Genomic DNA, 18,957 nt, shown 5'->3' on the forward strand with positions numbered 1-18,957 from the left:
AAAGGAGATTGCATGACTGAAAAGAAAATTCAGGAAGCAAAGGAGCTTCCCTACTCTGCCTTGCTTTTGCTGGCGCTAATGGGAATCCTTATAGGTGGTATTGCAGGGGTGATTGATGCTGTTTTCGGCCGAGTGCTTTTGTATCTGACGGCTGTCAGGACGGCGCATCCTTGGTATTTACTGCCCTTTTTAGGATTTATTGGCCTGTTGATTGTCTATGCTTATCGCACTATCGGCGGCAAGAGCAGTAAAGGTATGGGCTTGTTGTTTGAAGTTGGTTTTGATGAAGAAAAAACGATTCCCAAACGTTTGGTGCCGATGGTTATTGTGACAACCTGGCTGACGCATCTTTTCGGCGGCAGTGCCGGCCGTGAAGGTGTTGCGGTGCAGCTTGGGGGAGCCGTTTCTCATTGGTTCAGCCGCTTTTTTCACTTTCCCAATAAATCGCGTATCTTTCTGCTTACCGGTATGGCGGCTGGTTTTGCCGGTTTATTTCAAACACCCATGGCGGCGATTTTATTTGCCTTAGAAGTCTTGATTGTCGGCAGTCTCGGCCTTGGTGCTTTGGTTCCGATGACGGTTGCTTCTTTTACTGCCAGTCTGACGTCGCACAGTCTGGGGCTGGAAAAGTTTTCTCATGTGATTTCTGAAGCTCTTCCGCTGACTCCTAAGCTTTTTGTAGAATTGCTTGTTCTCGGCCTTTTCTTTGGTCTGGTCGGAAATCTTTTTGCTTATCTTTTAGCAAGGATCAAACAAGTACAGGCGCAGCTGTTTCCTAATCCCTATTTGAGAATTTTAGTGACCGGATTCGTCTTAAGCCTCCTCTTTCTTGGCCTTCATCAGGGACGTTATTCGGGACTGGGAACCAATTTGATTGCAGCTAGTTTTTCCGGGCAGCAGATCTATGCCTATGATTGGCTCTTAAAATTAATTCTGACAGTCTTGACCCTGTCTGCCGGCTTTCAAGGCGGTGAAGTGACGCCCCTGTTTGCCATCGGTTCTTCCTTGGGGGTTCTTTTAGCAGGCTTCTTTCACTTGCCGGCTGAGCTGGCTGCAGCCTTGGGTTATATCAGTGTTTTTGGCAGTGCTACGAATACTTATTTGGCACCCATTTTTATTGGGGCAGAGGTTTTTGGCTATCAAAATTTGCCGGCTTACTTTATTGCAGCCACTTTTGCCTATGTTGTCAACCGCAGACACTCCATCTATACCCTCCAGAAGATCAGAGAAAATACAGCAGACAATGAGCAGTAGTCTTCTTTTTCAATTATGAGCCTCTCTTTTCCTTGGCGGCAATTTTAGATTTTCTCAGAAAATCAGACACATACTTTTGTGATATTTTACTTTACAGCTGCTGCAGATTTTGTTACAATATTCTTTGTGTGTAATGGACGCACAAAAACGGCTAATCCGATGGGACAGAGCTCTTATGATTAGTAAGATAAGGAGAAGAAAAAAATGAATCCATTAATCCAAAGTTTGACTGAAGGTCAGCTTCGTACTGATATTCCAAGTTTCCGTCCCGGTGACACTGTCCGTGTTCATGCCAAGGTTGTCGAAGGAAACCGCGAACGTATCCAGATCTTTGAAGGTGTGGTTATTTCCCGCAAAGGTCAAGGAATTTCAGAAATGTACACTGTTCGTAAGATTTCAAGCGGTGTCGGAGTTGAACGTACTTTCCCTATTCACACACCGCGTGTTGAAAAAATCGAAGTTGTTCGTTATGGTAAAGTGCGTCGTGCTAAACTTTACTACCTGCGCGCATTGCAAGGTAAAGCTGCACGTATCAAAGAACGTCAATAAACTTAAAAAGGTCTTCCGTAAGGAGGCCTTTTTAAAATTCAATCAGTCGCAGAAAGCCGTGTTAGAAATCCATCAAATCCAGCTGTTATTAAAGCATCAGCTGTCAGTCAACGGTTACTGAGGCGGTTTCTTCCGGCAAATAACAGTTGCATTCCTTTTTGCTCTAAGGTACAATAGAAGGAGTTAATCGGTCCCCTTAGTTAAATGGATATAACATCTTCCTCCTAAGAAGCAGTTGCTGGTTCGATTCCGGCAGGGGATATTTGTGTTACTGACAAATCGAACAAAAAAGAGATTTTCTCGTTTCGTTTAAACATAAAAAAGCGTTTTGGCCAGCAGTCAGCAAAAAATGTGACTGCTCCAAAACGCTTTTTAATTGGCTTTGCGTAAAAGCAGCGGCAGATCATTGCAATAGTAATCATTAGAAATGAGGCATCCTAATTAACACTTTTTTGCTGGTATTCCTAGTTCTGGATTAACCGCAGGAAAAAGCGATGCATCTGATTGGCAAAGGCCGTAATTTCTGCTGAGGGCTGATGATCCAGCATCCATTTCATAAGGGTCAGGATATTAACGGTAAAAAGCTCAGTCAGCAGCTGAGGCGGTAAATCAGTTCTAGCATTTTGAAAGAGCTGGTTAGTGTATTTTTGGCAAAGCTGACGAAAACTCTCTTCAAAGTTTCCTTTTCCTGTCAGAGGTGTTTTCAGGAGAGCCTTTAAAGTCAATCGATTTTCTTGGTAAAAATTATAAATGTCTGCCAGAAAATCCTGCAAATTATCTGCGGAGATCTGTGCCTGATATTTTTGGGAAAATTTTTCTTCCAGCTGAGCTATAGTTTTTGCAGCCAGCTGTTCAATGACATCGTATTTATCTAAATAATGACTGTAAAAAGTGGAGCGGCTGACCAGAGCCTTTTGGCAAATCTGCTGGATCGTAATGCGGTGAAAATCTTTTTCCAAAGTTAATTGGATAAGAGCTGTTTCAATATCGCGCTTGCTTTTAAAAACCCGAACATCTTCTGGCATACAATGACCTCTTTTTTGTTGTTTAACGGATAATTTCCGAACATTTTGTTTGATTTCCTACAAATTATAAGAAGTTATTGCTTGTTTGTCAAGGGCTTTTCCGTTTATACTGAGGTTACTCATATTGAAGGAGGAGAAAATGTTTCATCACTATACAGGCAACAAGCAATTTGATTTACAAATTAACCGCCTCTGTTTTTCTTTTGAAGGTAACAAAAAGGTGGAGGCCGATTTAAAGGAGATCGTTCCTAAATTAAAAGATATTCCCTCTTGGAATAAGGTTTGGAAAGAGTATGCCCTTATGCGGGAGGCAAAGGGAGATCATGACATTGCAGCGACTTATTTCTTTGGTGCTGGTTTTTACTTACTGAAAGACGATAAGGATAGAGAACTCATTCAGCGGCATCGTTTGAAAAATTTTTATCAGGCTTATGCAGATTTAGGGTTTGAAAAATATGAGGTTCCTTACGAAAACATCAAATTATCAGCAGCCAAATTCAGTCATCCGAAAGCTGACAAAAATCTCTTGATTTTCGGAGGTTATGACAGCAACCTGGAAGAACTTATCTTATGGTTTGCCTCTTTGAAAGATAATGGCTATAATCTGATTATTTTTGAAGGATCCGGACAAGGCAACATGTTATTTAAAGCTCAAAAGAGCCATTTTATTATGAATTTTGAAAGACCTGTGGCTGCGATTTTAGATTATTTTAATTTAGATAAAGTAACAGCTCTGGGACTTTCCTGGGGCGGATATTTTGTTATGCGGGCGGCCGCCTTTGAAAAACGGATTGAAAAAGTAATTGCCTTGGATATTTTTTACCAAAGTTTAGATGCTTTGATGACTGGACTGAATCCTATTTCGGCGGCACTTTTGAAGACCTTAATCGTCTGCGGACAGGAAAAATTGATTGATACTCTTATCAGCCGCGAAATGAAGAAAAGTTTGGATTTGAGCTGGAAAATCAACCGTGGTTATGAATTGACAGGAACCGAAACGCCTTACAAATTACTTAAAGATTTAGAGCGTCACAGCATGAAAAACTTAGGGGCGCTTATTAATCAAGAAGTGCTGTTATTGGCAGGGGAAAAGGATCAATATGTTCCTGTCAGGCGTTTGAAACAAATAAAGAAAGAGTTAGTCAATGCCGGAAAAGTAAGCTCTTATCTTTTTACAGAAAAGACAGGCGGAGAGCAGCACTGTCAGGCAGGAACCTCCTTAGCTCTCAAAGCTGTAAAAGATTTTTTAGAAGGGGAAATTTAAAACAATCAGAACTGACAGACCTTTTGGCTGCTTTGTAGATTGGTGTAACTGTTGACTGCAGCTTGCTGTTCTTAAAATTTAGCCTTATTTTTTGTTACAGGATTTTAGCTTTTAAGACACTATGAGGTCATAAAAATGATATAATATTTTCTATAAAATTCTTAGGAGCAAGCATGGCAGCGAAAAAAAAACCTATTGACAGCCGAGTGGATTATTCCCTTATTTTACCAGTCTTCTTTTTAGTGCTTATTGGGCTGTATTCAGTCTATACGGCAACGATTCATGACTATCCCAATAAGATTCTTCTTGTTATGGGACAGCAGATGATCTGGCTGGTTATGGGAGGTGCTATCAGCTTTATTGTCATGCTTTTCAGCACGGAATTCCTTTGGAAAATCACGCCGTATTTATATGGTTTTGGTCTGGTCTTGATGATTTTGCCTTTGGTTTTCTACAGTCCGGAGCTTGTGGCTTCAACCGGTGCTAAAAACTGGGTTTCGATCGGATCGGTGACTCTGTTTCAGCCCTCTGAATTCATGAAAATTTCGTATATTTTAATTCTGGCGCGCTTAACCGTCAGCTTTAAGCAGAAATATAAGGATGGGGAAAAGGATTTGCGAGAAGACGGCAAACTTTTGCTGTGGTTTGCCCTGCTGACCCTGCCCATTATGATTTTGCTGGCTTTGCAGAAAGATCTGGGAACAGCTATGGTCTTTATGGCAATCTTAGCGGGCTTGGTTTTAATTGCTGGGATCTCCTGGCAGATTATTTTGCCGGTTGTAGGAGCAGCGGCTCTTATAGCTGCACTTTTCATGGTGGTCTTTTTGGTGCCGGGCGGCAAAGAATTTCTTTATCATCATATGGGCATGGACACTTATCAGATCAACCGTCTTTCAGCCTGGTTAAATCCCTTTGACTATGCCGGCAGCATTGCCTATCAGCAGACACAAGGGATGATTTCGATTGGCAGCGGCGGGCTCTTAGGTAAGGGAGTTAATGTCATTGATTTGCCTGTTCCAGTACGTGAAAGTGACATGATTTTTACTGTCATTGCTGAGAATTTTGGCTTTATCGGCGGCAGTATTGTTTTGGCTTTGTATCTGATTTTGATTTACCGCATGCTGCGCGTGACCTTTGCGTCCAATAATCTGTTTTATACCTATATTTCAACAGGCTTTATCATGATGATTCTCTTTCATATTTTTGAAAATATCGGAGCAGCCGTTGGCATTTTACCGCTGACCGGGATTCCGCTTCCCTTTATTTCTCAAGGGGGGAGTTCGCTGATTTCAAATCTGATCGGTGTCGGTCTGGTTCTTTCCATGTCTTATCAAAACAGTCTCAATCAAGAAAGAGCAATGGAAAAACACTTTGAACATCCCAAGACAAAATCAGGAGCTAAAACAGCTTCTAAGGCTTGAAGCGGAAAGCTGGTGTTAAAGCTTTAGAGAGTGTTTGCAGCTTCTCTGACTAATCAAGATAATAAAGACTCATTCTTTAGACAGTGGGTCTTTTTCTTGTGGCTCTAACTGTCAAAAAACTTAAAAATATGTTACAATGAAAGATATGAATTATCAGGATTATATCTGGGATTTAGGCGGAACATTGCTTGATAATTACGGCCTGTCAACCAGAGCCTTTGTTGCTACACTGGCGGATTTTGGTGTTAGGGCTTCCCATCAGGAAGTCTACGACAAGCTGCGGGAGTCAACAGATGCTGCGCTTGCTTATTTCGTGCCGAATCAGACCGGTTTTTTAAAGGCCTACAAGAAAAAGGAGGCTGAATTTTTAGAGCATCCCATTCTTTTTGAGGGGGCTAAAGACGTTCTTGAGAAGGTTGTAGCAAGCGGAGGACGTAATTTTTTGGTGTCTCATCGGGATAACCAGGTGTTGGATATTCTGGAGAAGACAGAAATTGCCCCTCTTTTTACGGAAGTTGTCACCAGCAGCAATGGCTTTGCCAGAAAGCCCGACCCTGCCAGTATGCTTTATCTCAAGAAAAAATACGCCATTAAGAAGGCGCTGGTTATCGGCGATCGCAAGATTGATATAGAAGCCGGCCAGGCAGCGGGGTTTGATACAGTATTGACAGACGGCTCTAAATCCCTGATAGAAATCATAAAATAAAGGTTAGGACAATGACAGAAGAAAACAAAAGTTTAGATCAATTAGCTCAAGAATATGATGCCAGTCAGATTCAGGTTCTGGAAGGCTTAGAAGCTGTGCGCATGCGTCCGGGCATGTATATCGGCTCAACTTCTAAAGAAGGTCTTCACCATCTTGTCTGGGAAATTGTTGATAACTCTATTGATGAAGCTTTGGCAGGCTTTGCCAGCCATATTCAGGTTTTCATCGAAGAGGACAATTCAATTACGGTTATTGATGACGGCCGCGGGATTCCGGTTGATATTCAGGAAAAAACCGGACGTCCGGCAGTTGAGACGGTCTTTACGGTCCTTCATGCCGGCGGTAAATTTGGCGGCGGCGGCTACAAGGTATCGGGCGGCCTCCACGGCGTTGGTTCATCGGTTGTTAATGCCCTGTCAACACAATTAGATGTCCGTGTTCACAAAAACGGCAAAATACATTTCCAAGAATACCACCGCGGTGCTGTCGCTGATGATTTAAAGGTTATCGGAGATACTGATATAACAGGAACGATTGTTCATTTTACACCGGACCCTGAAATTTTTACCGAAACAACTGAATTTGATTTTGACAAACTGGCCAAACGCATTCAGGAATTGGCTTTCTTGAATAAAGGATTGAGAATTTCTATTACAGATAAGCGTCCCGGTCAGGAAAAAGCTGAAGAGTTTCACTATGAGGGCGGTATTGTCAGCTATGTGGAATTTATCAATGAAAACAAAGAAGTTATATTTGATACGCCTATTTATACGGACGGTGAACTCGATGGTATTGCTGTTGAAGTGGCCATGCAGTACACGACCGGCTTTCATGAAAACATCATGAGTTTTGCCAACAACATTCATACCCATGAAGGCGGAACGCACGAGCAAGGTTTTCGGACAGCTCTTACCCGGGTCATCAATGACTATGCCAAGAAAAACAAGATTCTCAAAGAAAATGAGGACAATCTGACTGGTGAAGATGTTCGCGAGGGTCTGACAGCCATTATCTCAGTCAAACATCCCAATCCTCAGTTTGAAGGACAGACTAAGACTAAGCTTGGCAATTCAGAAGTGGTTAAGATCACTAACCGCCTCTTCAGCGATGCGCTCAGCCGTTTCTTATTGGAAAATCCTCAGATTGCCAAAAAGATTGTTGAAAAAGGCATACTGGCTTCTAAGGCACGAATTGCGGCTAAACGGGCGCGTGAAGTGACTCGCAAGAAGTCCGGCTTGGAAATTTCTAATCTGCCGGGTAAACTGGCAGACTGCTCCTCAAACGATCCTATGCAAAATGAGCTCTTCATCGTGGAAGGAGATTCCGCCGGCGGTTCTGCCAAGTCCGGACGGAACAGAGAGTTTCAGGCAATTTTGCCTATTCGCGGTAAAATCCTCAATGTCGAAAAAGCGACCATGGATAAGATTTTAGCCAATGACGAAATCAGAAGTCTCTTTACAGCTATGGGAACAGGCTTTGGAGCAGAATTTGATGTTTCCAAGGCACGCTATCAAAAATTGGTAATCATGACCGATGCCGATGTTGATGGTGCCCATATCAGAACCCTCCTCTTGACCCTTATCTATCGCTTCATGCGTCCCGTTCTTGAGGCCGGCTACGTTTATATTGCTCAGCCACCTATTTACGGCGTCAAGGTCGGCAGTGACATCAAAGAGTACATTCAGCCGGGCAATGATCAGGAAGAAAAACTGCAGGAAGCTTTGGAAAAATACAGTCAGGGCCGCTCTAAGCCGACTGTTCAGCGCTATAAAGGTCTGGGAGAAATGGATGACCACCAGCTGTGGGAAACAACCATGAATCCTGACAATCGCCTGATGGCCCGTGTCTCTGTAGATGATGCTGCTGAAGCTGATAAGATATTTGATATGCTTATGGGGGATCGCGTCGAACCCCGTCGTGAATTTATTGAAGAAAATGCGGTTTATAGTACGCTTGACATTTAATCGAAGATTTTTTTGAAAAGCAGCTGGAAGTATGTTATAATCGTAACGTTATAGCCTATTTTGACAATAATAAGACAATTTAAGGAGATTAAGATGTCTAGCGGAATTGTATTGCTGATAGTGGCAATAGTGCTGGTAGTTATTACAGCCTACCTGATTGCTGTTATTATCAGAAAACGAAATGATTCGTTAATCACAAAATTAGAAGAACGCAAACAAAATCTTTTTGATTTGCCTGTCAATGATGAGATTGAAGAAGTTAAGAAACTGCATTTAATCGGTCAGAGTCAGACGACTTTTCGTGAGTGGAATCAAAAGTGGGTTGATTTATCCCTCAACTCATTCAGCGATATTGAAAATCATATCTTTGAAGCAGAAAATCTCAATGATACCTTCAATTTTATCCGTGCTCACAATCAAATCAACAGTATTGAAAGTCAGCTGAACCTTGCAGAAGAAGATATCAAATCAATCAGAGAAGCCCTTGCTGTCTTAAAAGAGCAGGAAGAAAAGAACAGTGCCCGTGTTCTGCATGCGCTGGAAATGTATGAAAAACTGCAGGCTTCAGTAGAAGAAGGAGACAGCAATTTTGGGACGACCATGCCCGAAATTGAAAAACAGCTGAAAAATATTGAAGCTGAATTTTCACAGTTTGTCACCCTGAATTCCTCAGGCGATCCCGTAGAAGCTTCTGAGATTCTCGACCGTGCCGAAGAGCATACCATTGCACTGGGACAAATGACTGAAAAGATTCCGGCCATTGTTGCTAAATTAGAGGATGATTTTCCGGATCAGCTGGATGATTTGGAGTCTGGCTACCGCCGTCTCTTGGAAGAAAATTATCACTTCCCTGAGAAAAATATTGAAGAACGGTTTCAAGAAATCCGCGAAGCAATTGGCAGCAATTCCAGTGAACTGGTCTCTTTGGACTTGGATAAGGCTGAGTCAGAAAATGAATCCATCCAAGAAAAAATTGATGCTCTCTACGATATCTTTGAGCGTGAAATCAGAGCTCATAAAAAGATTGTTAAAAGCAAGAAAATCATTCCGGCTTACTTGGAGCATGCCAAGAAAAACAACGAACAGCTGGAAGCAGAGATTGAACGTCTGACGCATCGTTATGTCTTGAACGAAAAAGAAGAAATCAATGTCCGTGATTTCAATGAAGATTTGACAGCCATTGAAAAAGATGTTCTGCCGATTATTGAGAATTTTGATGTGCAGGAAAAACCATTCTCGCTGTTAGAGGATAAATTTGACCGTGCCATCAAGAAACTGGATCTCGTTGAAGAAGGTCAGCTGGATGTTTTCAACAGTCTGAAAGATATTGAAAATATCGAAAAGACCTCGCGTCAAAAATTGGACGGCTACATCAATCAGCTGCACGCCATCAAACGTTTCATGGAGAAACGCAATCTTCCGGGAATCCCTCAAGAATTTCTGAGTGTTTTCTTCACAACCAGCGCTCAGCTGGAAACCTTAATGGATGAACTGAATCGTGCCCGTATCCATATTGAAACAGTGAACCGCCTGACAGAAGCAGCAACGGCAGCTGTAGCTAATTTGGAGGAAACGGCTTATCGTGTGGTTCAAAATGCAACCCTGACTGAGCAGCTCCTGCAGTACTCAAACCGTTACCGCAGTTTTGAGCCAAGTGTTCAGGAAAGCTTTGATATCGCTCTTAAGCTCTTTGAAGAAGAATACGACTACCAAGGGTCTTTTGATGAAATTTCCTATGCTTTGGAAACCGTAGAACCCGGTGTTACAGACCGCTTTGTTTCTTCATATGAAAAGACACGTGAAACCATTCGCTTTTAATAATACTGACAACACTGATTAGCAAGGCTAATTGGTGTTGTTTTTTATTTTTAGAATAAAGTGCCAAAATAGTGATAAGGAAGCCAATAGCGTCGATTTTTTATTACTAACAAAAATTAAAGAGTACAGAAAATTATGTTTCTTGCAACAATAACTTTGAGATTTGATTAAAACAAGCTTAATGATATTGCCAAGTGAAAGGGAATTTGCTAAGCTAAATATCGTTTAGTCAAGAATGTTTGACAGCTTTAAGGCAAGCGGACAGAATGGCTCTTTCTGGTAATCAGAAGGCAAGGACTCGCTGCTTGGTATTGCTGGTGCGGCTGGTGATACATGGGGACCATGGATTTAAAGAAGGTATGAAAATGCATTTTCCTAAATTTATTAGCATTATCATGGGAGCTATACCAATACTGTTACTTTTGTTGGTTATATTTCCAAATAATAAAATGAGACTGTTCATCTATGCCCTACTTGTGATTAATGCACTGGTAATTATTTATAGTTATTTGAAAAATAATTATCTTAATCGCTAATGATTTGAATTTCTCTGCACCACCAATTACTATTTATCTGTGATTAAAAGAGCCTCAGCCGCAGTTGACGGTATCGGCGGTGCTATTACTGGAGGCATTGCCGGATATAACTTACCATTTTAATAAGTCGTTTATCTATCATCTATGGAAAGGCAAGTCATTATGATACCTTCAAAAAGATCACTTTATCTGAGTTATGGATATTTATTTAGCCTGCCAATTATCCTGCTAGTCTCAGTTTTTTCAGAAAATACAACGGTAAAGATTATTATTTTTGGACTTTTTATAGTTGAATCTATCTTAGTCACTGCATTTTGCTGGAAAGATTTTACAAAAATTTTCAAAGGCATTGTCGATTTTATGAAAAATAAATAAAAACCTAAGGCTTGTACCAACTTGGCAGCTTGCAGCAATCGCAGAGACTTCAAATTCAGTTGGTTGGAGATTTCTGGGTGCTCAATTTTCATCTGAAAAACAGTAGATAGATAAATTAATGACCAAGAACTGGAACACTAGTGACCCAGCTCAAACAAAAAAGTAACGGTTTTGATACCGTTGCTTTTTAAATATTCGAGACAGTACTGCTCAAATTTCAGAAAGAATAAGCAGTTTTTAGTAATAAGCATACAGCTGTTCATTAGAAGTTAGATAATAATTTAGGGCTTGCAATATTCAGAATTTTCTTGTAGAATAGAGAAAAATAGAAAAGCGATGAGAGAAAAAGTCTAAGTCACCGGGTGGGTTACAGGCACAGACAAGCTGATATATCTATCCGGCAACAACAGAGAGTATGGCAGCTGAGAACATACAAGACAGTTAGACGACACATTCTTGAGCGCAGGTGCCAAATTGGATGAGAGTAGTGCCTGACGGGTTATCCACGTTACGGATTGGAGTTTTAACTCCCTGAGGGCAGTCTGGCGACAGGCTGCTGAAGTAAAGGTGGAACCACGTTTCAAGCGTCCTTGCAATTTTTGCAGGGGCGCTTTTTAAATCGTTATCTGAGGTGATGAGATGATTAGAGGATTGCGGAAAATTGAACCTTATGTGGCAGGCACTCAGCCTGCTGAAAAAGATATCATTAAGTTAAATACCAATGAAAATGCCTATGGTGCCAGTCCCAGAGTTTGCAAGGCTTTGTCAGGGTTTAAAGCTGATGACTTGCGCCGATATTCAACGCTGGATCAGGCTGACTTGCGTCTTGTTTTGGCCGAGAATTTAGGCGTAAAACCTGAGCAATTATTGATTGCTAACGGTTCGGATGATGTGTTATCCATCGCCTTTTTGGCCTTTTTTAACAATCCGGAGCCTGTTCTTTTCCCCAATCTAACCTATGGTTTTTACAAGGTCTGGGCAGATCTTTATAAAACCCCTTACAGAGAAATTCCTTTGGCGGATGATTTTACGGTTAAAACAGAGGATTATCTGACGGCTGAAAATGGCGGCATTATTCTTGCAAACCCCAATGCGCCTACTGGTATTTACAAACCGCTTGAAGAAATCGAGACTATTCTCAAAGCTAATCCGAAGACGGTGGTTGTGGTGGATGAAGCCTATATTAATTTTGGCGGTCAGTCGGCTGTTCCTTTGCTTGATCGCTACGACAATCTTGTGATCACGCGGACTTTTTCCAAAGATGCAGCCTTGGCCGGCCTGCGCGTTGGTTATGCGATTGCGAGTCCTGAGCTGATTGCGGTGATGACTGCGGTCAAACATTCCATCAATCCTTATTCGGTGGACTTGCTGGCAGAAGCCTTAGCGACAGCAGCTGTTGAGGACTGGGACTATTATCAGAACAATACGCAAAAGATTGAGCGGACACGGGATTGGTTTTCACAGCAGCTGCAAGCCTTGGACTTTGAAGTTCTGCCCAGCAAGACGAATTTTGTGCTGACAAAACCGGCAGGTATTGCTGCCAAGGATTTATTTGAGGGGCTGCAGTCCCGAAACATTTACGTGCGCTATTTTCCGAAAGTTAAGAGAATCAAAGATTACCTGCGGATTTCCATCGGCAGGCGGGAAGAAATGGAAGAAGTCATCAGAACTATTAAGGAGTTGACATGAAAAAAACAAGTTTACCGGTTGGTATGCATGACAAGCTCTTTAAAAGAGCGCGTGCCATGTATGAGATTGAACGCAATATCAGCGATCTTTTGATAAAAGAAGGATTCAATCGAATTGAAACACCGACTTTGGAGCATTTTGAAGTCTTTGCAGATGAGGTGCTGCCCGAGCACTACCATCTGTTTGATAAGAAAGGCAATCTTTTAAGTCTGCGTCCTGACATCACCAGTCAGATTGGGCGAGTCATTGCTTCAACCCAGGTGGAAACGCCTATTAAATTTTCTTATTCCGGCAAGGTGTTTAAGGACAATGAAGAGCTGCGCGGCTTGCTGAACGAACATACTCAGGCAGGAATTGAAATCGTCGGCTATGAAGCTGACCATGCCCTCAAAGATGCCCTGCTGTCCGCAAATGATGCACTGAAGGTCAGCGGTCTGAAAGACTACAAATTTGAATTTTCCCATGCCCATATTTTGCAGACCATTTTTGCTTCCCTGCAGATTCCGGATTATGCCAAAGAGGAGCTGGCTGTGCTCATTCAGGGTAAAAATATTACAGGGCTCAATGAATTTACCTTTCGCTATCCCAGTGAATTTGACAGTCTTATCAGAGAATTGCCGTTCTTGTTTGGAGAAAGCACTCAGGTATTGGAGAAAGCCCGCCGTCTGAGCCAGAATTCGGGTATTTTACAGGCTCTGGCTGATTTGGAAAATGTACTTGCAGGCCTGGATGAGCTGCTTTCAGAGATCACTTTGGATTTGGCACAAATTGCCACCATGCCTTATTATACGGGAATCATGTTTAAGGTATTTGGCGATAAAATTCCGGATGCTTTTGTTTCCGGCGGCCGCTATGACAAGCTGTTTGAGCGCTTCGGTGCCAAAGAGCTGACGGCTTTTGGCTGGGCGCTTGATATTGACAGTGTTTATCAGGCTATTCATGATCAGATTCGTTTTTAGGAGGCGTTATGACTAAGCAACTAACCATTGCCCTGACCAAAGGGCGGATCGAAAAAGGCACAGTGGAACTGCTGGAAAAAGCAGGATTTGATATGTCTTTTATGGCTGATAAGGGCCGCAATTTGATTTTTGAAAGTCCTGACAGACGGTTTCGCTTTTTGTTAGTCAAGGCGCCGGATGTGACGACCTATGTCCGCCACGGGGTGGCTGATATCGGTGTGGTTGGCAAGGATGTTCTGATTGAGCATCCGACGGGCTATCTGGAAATGCTGGATCTGAATTTTGGACTCTGTAAATTTTCTGTAGCTTCGACCAAAGATTATAATCCGACTGACCATAAGCGCAAACGCATTGCCACAAAATATCCCACCCTCGCTAAAAACTTCTTCAACCAAAAGGGAGAAGATGTGGAAATTATTTCCATCCAAGGCAGTGTTGAAATTGCCCCTGTTATCGGTCTGGCAGATGCTATTGTCGATATTGTGGAAACTGGCAATACGCTCAAAGCTAACGGTTTAGAGGTATTTGAAGATATTTGCCGCATTTCGGCACGGATGATTGTCAACAAGGCCAGTTTAAAAAACAAAACGGAGCTGCTGCCTTTTATTAAAAAAATTGAAGAGTTGGTTGGAGACCGGGAGGTGGCTTTTAAATGAAACGTCTGACAGGAACTAATGAAGAAATATCAAAGATTCTCTATCAGGAGCAGCTGGAGTTGAGCCGGGAGAATATCAATGTAGAAGAAACCGTCCGCACCATTATTGACCAGGTAAAAAAACGCGGCGATGACGCGCTGCGTGAGTATTCACACCAGTTTGATAAGATTGATGTGACAGACTTTGAAGTTGGGCAGGATTTAATTGATCAGGCTTTTGCTGAGGTTGACAAGGATGTTCTGACAGCTCTTGAAAATGCCAAAATTAACATTGAATCGTATCACCGTCAGCAGCTGGAAACGGGCTTTGAAGACCAGCCGAGTAAAGGTGTGCTTCGCGGCCAGCTTATTCGCCCGATTGGGCGCGTGGGCGTCTACGTGCCGGGAGGAACAGCAGCATATCTGTCTTCTGTTCTCATGAATGTCATCCCGGCTAAGATTGCAGGGGTCAAAGAAATCATTATGATCACACCGCCGCAGGAGCACTTTGTGCCGGCCATTCTGGTAACAGCTAAATTGGCTGGGGTTGATAAGATTTACCAAGTCGGCGGTGCTCAAGGGGTCGCTGCTCTGGCTTATGGCACTCAAACCATTCCAAAAGTTGATAAGATCACAGGTCCCGGCAATATCTTTGTGGCAACAGCTAAGAAGCAGGTTTACGGTATTGTCGGCATTGATATGATTGCCGGACCGTCAGAAATCGGTGTGATTGCGGATGGCACAGCCAATCCCGTCTATGTTGCTGCGGATTTGCTGTCACAGGCCGAACATGATGTCCGTGCACGCGCGATTTTGGTGACGGATTCTGAAGAACTGGCGGATGCGGTTGAAGCAGAAATTGAACAGCAGTTAAAGGAGCTGCCGCGCGAGGCGATTGCCCGTCCGTCTATTGAAAATAACGGCCGCATGATCATTGCAGAAACTACCGATGACATGTTTGATTTGATGAATAAAGTAGCACCGGAGCATTTGGAAATTGCTATGGAAAATGCTTACGACTGCCTGGACAAGGTCCAAAACGCTGGTTCTGTCTTTTTAGGGCACTATACGAGCGAACCGATTGGTGATTATTATGCCGGTGCTAATCATATCCTACCGACCACAGCGACCAGCCGCTTTTCATCGGCTCTGGGAGTGCATGACTTTGTCAAACGCATCCAATACACCCAATACAGTAAGGAAGCGGTCAACAGCGCAGAAAAGGATATTACAACTTTGGCCTATGCAGAAGGTCTGCAGGCGCACGCAAAAGCTATTGAGGTGAGAAATGGCAAAAACTAGAGGTCTTTTGGTCATGGATGTGGATTCTACCCTTGTTCAGGAAGAAGTCATTGACTTGCTGGGGGAAGAAGCAGGTGTCGGTGCCCAAGTTGCGGAAATCACTGAGCGTGCCATGCGGGGAGAACTTGACTTCAAACAAGCGCTTGCTGAGCGGGTGGCAACCCTCAAAGGCCTGCCCGTATCCATTTTTGATAAGGTTTATGCCCGCATTCACTTTAATAAAGGTGCCAAGGAGCTGGTAGCTGAACTTCATGCGCGCGGTTACAAGGTTGGCCTGGTATCCGGCGGTTTTCATGAAACCGTAGACCGGCTGGCAGCAGCGGTCAATATTGACTATGTGATGGCCAATCGTCTGGAAGTAGAAAACGGTGTCTTGACGGGCCGGACATTGGGCGACATTGTCACAAAAGAAGTGAAGGTCGCCAAATTAAAAGAATGGGCTGCCCGAAATAATCTTGATTTGGCACAGACCGTTGCCATGGGAGACGGTGCCAACGATTTGCCAATGATACAGACGGCCGGCGTCGGTATTGCCTTTTGTGCCAAGCCCATTGTTCGAGAGCAAGCACCTTATCAAATCAATGAAGCTGATCTGTACAAGGTGATTGAGCTCTTGGACAATATTTAGCTGTTTCAAGACTGCATTCAGCGGTTCTTTAGTCAATATAAGCAAGAAATCAATAAAAGGTAATGTTATGAATAAACACATTTGGAAAGAATTTTTATTTGGTTACTCAGTGCTGTATACTTTTGCCACCATACTTAATAGTATTTTGTACTTGCTTAATGGTGTATACGAGGACCCAAACGGGAATTGGCATGAGCTTAACAGAGCTGCAATTGTACTAATTGGTATGGCAGCTTACACCTTATACGCAGCTATGAAGAAAAAGACGTTTGTCTTACGATGTCTTTTATCCTATATTCCCAGCCTCTTATTGACTTTTATATATACGTGGCTGTCAGGTTTTATTGAACCATTGGCAAGCAGCGCTTATAGAGATATTTGGTTTAATTTCACAGGGATGTTTGTGCTGTTTATCATGGTAAAAGAATTGGCCGATTTTTTAAAAAGGAAACGAGGATAAGTCTAGGCTTCTGATAAAGTTTAGGGTGATTATTAAAAACATTACGAAGGTAATAGCAAAGGAGAACTAACGATGAGACAAGCTAGCATTGAACGCAATACATTTGAAACGAAAATCAAGCTCAGTCTGAACTTAGATGCTCAGGATCCGGTTGAGATTGACACCGGTGTGGGCTTTTTTGACCACATGCTGACGCTTTTTGCCCGCCACAGCCGTATGTCGCTGGTGGTTAAAGCAGATGGGGATCTCCATGTAGACAGCCATCACACGGTGGAAGATGTCGGTATTGTCCTCGGACAAGCCTTGAAAGAGGCTCTTGGCGATAAGGCCGGTATCAATCGCTATGGGACCAGTTTTGTGCCTATGGATGAAACACTTGGAATGGCCAGTCTTGACTTGTCGGGGCGTAGCTATTTAGTTTTTGACTGCACGTTTGACAATCCCAAACTGGGGAATTTTGATACGGAGTTGGTTGAGGAATTCTTCCAGGCTTTGGCTTTCAATGTTCAGATGAACCTGCATCTCAAAATCCTGCACGGGAAGAATAACCACCACAAGTCAGAAAGTCTTTTTAAGGCGACGGGACGGGCGCTGCGCGAAGCTGTTACGCTCAATCCTGAAATTAAGGGTGTCAACTCAACTAAAGGACTCTTGTGATATGAAAATGATTGTTATTGATTACGATGCCGGCAATACGGCCAATGTCTTACGGGCACTGTCTAAAATTGGTGTTGAGGCTGAGCTGTCGGCCGATCCGACCGCGATTTTAGCAGCAGACGGCTTGATTTTACCGGGTGTCGGTGCCTATCCGACAGCCATGGTCGAGCTGGAAAAACGCGGGTTAGTATCTGCTATCAAAAAAGCTGTAGCTGCCGAGACGCCTTTGCTGGGCATCTGTCTGGGTATGCAATTACTGACCGAAACAGGGCTGGAACATCAGGAAACGGCTGGTCTGGGCTTTATTCCGGGTGCGACACGTGAAATCCCAGCCAAGGATGGTTTTCCAGTGCCCCACATGGGCTGGAATGATTTACAGGTCAAGCAAGAAACGCCACTGACCGTTGACCTACAGGGACAGGATGTCTATTTCGTGCACAGCTATTTTACAGATGTCCCTAAAGCATACATCGATGTCACTGCTGATTATGGTATCGAAGTGCCGGCTATGATTCATAAGGATAATGTCTACGGAGCCCAGTTTCATCCGGAAAAGTCAGGGCAGGTTGGTTTGGGAATTCTCAAAAAATTTGTGGATTTGTGCAAGTAGCTCAGTTATTGCGAACGAAGTGAGTAGAAACAGATACTCTCGCCCTAGTGGAATAGGACGCAATCTTTCGAGAGAGTATGGCTCGAAAGTTAGTCAAAAAAATAGCTTGTTCGCTCTGACGGCGCCACTGTATCAGAGGGTATTCCTCTAAGAAAATAAGGACCTAAGACACTTTTTGTCAGAGGTTCCAAACCAATGTACTCTCCGCGTTATTTTGAACTAGATAATAAAAAAGAAAGGAAGGTTCAGGGATAAGATCAAGTAAATTTTTTGAACTGAACCCGAGCTAAAAGCGTTGTGAAAAAGATAAACATCCTTGTGTGCGGGCATACGCCGTCAGTTTCCTATTTTCATCTCGCTTTCTTAACGCTCTTGGTATCTTAATTATGCAAATTTTACCTGCGATTGATATTAAAGATGGACAGGCGGTTCGCTTGTTTAAGGGGGACTTCAGCCAGAAAACAGTGGTCAACCCCGATGTTCTTGATCAAGCTAAAATCTTTGCACGGGCAGGCATCCGGTTTATCCATGTGGTGGACTTGGACGGCGCCTTGGACGGCCGCGCGACCAACCGCGATTTAATTGCCCAAATCAAGAAGGTGTCAGGCCTTGGTATTGAGGTGGGTGGCGGGATTCGCACGCTGGAGCAGATTGAAGACTATCTCAATGTCGGTATCGACCGCGTCATTATCGGTTCCATGGCAGTCAAAAATCCTGATTTCGTCAGGGCTGCGCTGGAGCAGTTTGGGGCGGATAAGATTGTGGTTGGCATTGATGCTAAAAATGGCTATGTCGCTACAGAGGGATGGCTTGAGACCAGTACAGTTGACTACATCAGCTTGGCTAAGGAAATGGAGAAAATGGGGGTCAAGCTCTTTGTCTATACAGACGTTGATCGTGACGGTACGCTGACTGGTCCCAATTTTGACCATTACAAACAATTAGTAACTGAACTGACGACCGCCCAGGTTATTGCTTCCGGAGGAATTGCTGAGCTGTCTGATCTGACCAAACTAAAAGAACTGGGAGTAGCAGGCACTATCGTTGGCAAGGCCTATTATAGCGGCAATATCAGCTTAGAGGAGCTCAAAGAACTGGAGGAGTGA

17 protein-coding genes and 1 tRNA gene are annotated in these 18,957 nt (G+C 43.2%); 17 read left to right on the forward strand and 1 reads right to left on the reverse strand.

Annotated features, from left to right (window positions below; genetic code table 11):
• The first annotated feature begins 12 nt into the window (after positions 1–12).
• The 3 genes from AC4HAF_RS02225 (at position 13) to AC4HAF_RS02235 (ending at position 2,065) form a co-directional block, all read left to right on the forward strand.
• Positions 13–1,254, forward strand: coding sequence for a voltage-gated chloride channel family protein (locus tag AC4HAF_RS02225; protein ID WP_491096486.1), 1,242 nt, complete (start codon positions 13–15; stop codon positions 1,252–1,254).
• 204 nt (positions 1,255–1,458) lie between these two features.
• A complete protein-coding gene (gene rplS / locus AC4HAF_RS02230; RefSeq protein WP_027976371.1) occupies positions 1,459–1,803 on the forward strand; it encodes a 50S ribosomal protein L19 in 345 nt (114 codons plus the stop codon).
• A 190-nt stretch (positions 1,804–1,993) separates the two neighbouring features.
• Positions 1,994–2,065 (forward strand) — tRNA-Arg (locus AC4HAF_RS02235).
• Positions 2,066–2,267: 202 nt separating this feature from the next.
• Here the strand turns inward: AC4HAF_RS02235 and AC4HAF_RS02240 are convergent.
• A complete protein-coding gene (locus AC4HAF_RS02240) occupies positions 2,268–2,828 on the reverse strand; it encodes a TetR/AcrR family transcriptional regulator (RefSeq protein WP_491096487.1) in 561 nt (186 codons plus the stop codon).
• Positions 2,829–2,967: 139 nt separating this feature from the next.
• Here AC4HAF_RS02240 and AC4HAF_RS02245 point away from each other — a divergent pair, with 139 nt between their 5' ends.
• The 14 genes from AC4HAF_RS02245 (at position 2,968) to hisA (ending at position 18,957) form a co-directional block, all read left to right on the forward strand.
• Positions 2,968–4,092 carry an alpha/beta hydrolase family protein gene (locus AC4HAF_RS02245; RefSeq protein ID WP_491096488.1) on the forward strand — a complete coding sequence of 375 codons (1,125 nt, stop codon included), beginning with the start codon at positions 2,968–2,970 and terminating at the stop codon, positions 4,090–4,092.
• Between the two features lie 173 nt (positions 4,093–4,265).
• The gene (locus AC4HAF_RS02250; protein ID WP_491096489.1) at positions 4,266–5,513 is read left to right on the forward strand and encodes an FtsW/RodA/SpoVE family cell cycle protein; all 1,248 of its coding nucleotides are present in this window, start codon (positions 4,266–4,268) and stop codon (positions 5,511–5,513) included.
• A 145-nt stretch (positions 5,514–5,658) separates the two neighbouring features.
• Positions 5,659–6,219, forward strand: coding sequence for an HAD-IA family hydrolase (locus AC4HAF_RS02255; protein WP_491096550.1), 561 nt, complete (start codon positions 5,659–5,661; stop codon positions 6,217–6,219).
• 11 nt (positions 6,220–6,230) lie between these two features.
• Positions 6,231–8,183, forward strand: a complete 1,953-nt coding sequence (gene gyrB / locus AC4HAF_RS02260; protein ID WP_491096490.1) for a DNA topoisomerase (ATP-hydrolyzing) subunit B — start codon at positions 6,231–6,233, stop codon at positions 8,181–8,183.
• 93 nt (positions 8,184–8,276) lie between these two features.
• Complete coding sequence (ezrA, locus tag AC4HAF_RS02265) at positions 8,277–10,001, forward strand: septation ring formation regulator EzrA (protein ID WP_491096491.1); 1,725 nt, start codon at positions 8,277–8,279, stop codon at positions 9,999–10,001.
• Between the two features lie 1,550 nt (positions 10,002–11,551).
• Positions 11,552–12,601, forward strand: coding sequence for a histidinol-phosphate transaminase (hisC, locus tag AC4HAF_RS02270; protein WP_491096492.1), 1,050 nt, complete (start codon positions 11,552–11,554; stop codon positions 12,599–12,601).
• The gene (locus tag AC4HAF_RS02275; RefSeq protein ID WP_491096493.1) at positions 12,598–13,560 is read left to right on the forward strand and encodes an ATP phosphoribosyltransferase regulatory subunit; all 963 of its coding nucleotides are present in this window, start codon (positions 12,598–12,600) and stop codon (positions 13,558–13,560) included. Before hisC ends, AC4HAF_RS02275 begins: the two co-directional genes overlap by 4 nt.
• Positions 13,561–13,568: 8 nt before the next feature.
• The gene (hisG, locus tag AC4HAF_RS02280; protein WP_491096494.1) at positions 13,569–14,216 is read left to right on the forward strand and encodes an ATP phosphoribosyltransferase; all 648 of its coding nucleotides are present in this window, start codon (positions 13,569–13,571) and stop codon (positions 14,214–14,216) included.
• A complete protein-coding gene (gene hisD / locus AC4HAF_RS02285) occupies positions 14,213–15,496 on the forward strand; it encodes a histidinol dehydrogenase (RefSeq protein ID WP_491096496.1) in 1,284 nt (427 codons plus the stop codon). The genes hisG and hisD overlap by 4 nt, the downstream gene beginning before the upstream one ends.
• Positions 15,483–16,124, forward strand: a complete 642-nt coding sequence (gene serB / locus AC4HAF_RS02290; RefSeq protein WP_491096497.1) for a phosphoserine phosphatase SerB — start codon at positions 15,483–15,485, stop codon at positions 16,122–16,124. Before hisD ends, serB begins: the two co-directional genes overlap by 14 nt.
• 67 nt (positions 16,125–16,191) lie before the next feature.
• The gene (locus AC4HAF_RS02295; RefSeq protein WP_491096498.1) at positions 16,192–16,584 is read left to right on the forward strand and encodes a DUF6608 family protein; all 393 of its coding nucleotides are present in this window, start codon (positions 16,192–16,194) and stop codon (positions 16,582–16,584) included.
• 72 nt (positions 16,585–16,656) lie between these two features.
• On the forward strand, positions 16,657–17,241 hold the full coding sequence (gene hisB, locus AC4HAF_RS02300) for an imidazoleglycerol-phosphate dehydratase HisB (RefSeq protein ID WP_491096499.1): 585 nt from the start codon (positions 16,657–16,659) through the stop codon (positions 17,239–17,241).
• Position 17,242: 1 nt separating this feature from the next.
• The gene (gene hisH / locus AC4HAF_RS02305) at positions 17,243–17,851 is read left to right on the forward strand and encodes an imidazole glycerol phosphate synthase subunit HisH (protein WP_491096500.1); all 609 of its coding nucleotides are present in this window, start codon (positions 17,243–17,245) and stop codon (positions 17,849–17,851) included.
• A 386-nt stretch (positions 17,852–18,237) separates the two neighbouring features.
• Positions 18,238–18,957 carry a 1-(5-phosphoribosyl)-5-[(5-phosphoribosylamino)methylideneamino]imidazole-4-carboxamide isomerase gene (hisA, locus tag AC4HAF_RS02310; protein ID WP_491096501.1) on the forward strand — a complete coding sequence of 240 codons (720 nt, stop codon included), beginning with the start codon at positions 18,238–18,240 and terminating at the stop codon, positions 18,955–18,957.

The sequence above is a fragment of the Streptococcus sp. ELY_90 genome (genome assembly GCF_058314475.1).

What these genes read in the sequence shown, in the direction of transcription:
- AC4HAF_RS02240 (WP_491096487.1), bottom strand. Translation starts at nt 2,828, where the DNA reads ATGCCAGAAGATGTTCGGGTTTTTAAAAGCAAGCGCGATATTGAAACA.
- AC4HAF_RS02225 (WP_491096486.1), top strand. Translation starts at nt 13, where the DNA reads ATGACTGAAAAGAAAATTCAGGAAGCAAAGGAGCTTCCCTACTCTGCC.
- hisC (WP_491096492.1), top strand. Translation starts at nt 11,552, where the DNA reads ATGATTAGAGGATTGCGGAAAATTGAACCTTATGTGGCAGGCACTCAG.
- AC4HAF_RS02255 (WP_491096550.1), top strand. Translation starts at nt 5,659, where the DNA reads ATGAATTATCAGGATTATATCTGGGATTTAGGCGGAACATTGCTTGAT.
- AC4HAF_RS02245 (WP_491096488.1), top strand. Translation starts at nt 2,968, where the DNA reads ATGTTTCATCACTATACAGGCAACAAGCAATTTGATTTACAAATTAAC.
- hisD (WP_491096496.1), top strand. Translation starts at nt 14,213, where the DNA reads ATGAAACGTCTGACAGGAACTAATGAAGAAATATCAAAGATTCTCTAT.
- AC4HAF_RS02250 (WP_491096489.1), top strand. Translation starts at nt 4,266, where the DNA reads ATGGCAGCGAAAAAAAAACCTATTGACAGCCGAGTGGATTATTCCCTT.
- AC4HAF_RS02295 (WP_491096498.1), top strand. Translation starts at nt 16,192, where the DNA reads ATGAATAAACACATTTGGAAAGAATTTTTATTTGGTTACTCAGTGCTG.
- gyrB (WP_491096490.1), top strand. Translation starts at nt 6,231, where the DNA reads ATGACAGAAGAAAACAAAAGTTTAGATCAATTAGCTCAAGAATATGAT.
- hisH (WP_491096500.1), top strand. Translation starts at nt 17,243, where the DNA reads ATGAAAATGATTGTTATTGATTACGATGCCGGCAATACGGCCAATGTC.
- ezrA (WP_491096491.1), top strand. Translation starts at nt 8,277, where the DNA reads ATGTCTAGCGGAATTGTATTGCTGATAGTGGCAATAGTGCTGGTAGTT.
- AC4HAF_RS02275 (WP_491096493.1), top strand. Translation starts at nt 12,598, where the DNA reads ATGAAAAAAACAAGTTTACCGGTTGGTATGCATGACAAGCTCTTTAAA.
- serB (WP_491096497.1), top strand. Translation starts at nt 15,483, where the DNA reads ATGGCAAAAACTAGAGGTCTTTTGGTCATGGATGTGGATTCTACCCTT.
- hisA (WP_491096501.1), top strand. Translation starts at nt 18,238, where the DNA reads ATGCAAATTTTACCTGCGATTGATATTAAAGATGGACAGGCGGTTCGC.
- hisG (WP_491096494.1), top strand. Translation starts at nt 13,569, where the DNA reads ATGACTAAGCAACTAACCATTGCCCTGACCAAAGGGCGGATCGAAAAA.
- rplS (WP_027976371.1), top strand. Translation starts at nt 1,459, where the DNA reads ATGAATCCATTAATCCAAAGTTTGACTGAAGGTCAGCTTCGTACTGAT.
- hisB (WP_491096499.1), top strand. Translation starts at nt 16,657, where the DNA reads ATGAGACAAGCTAGCATTGAACGCAATACATTTGAAACGAAAATCAAG.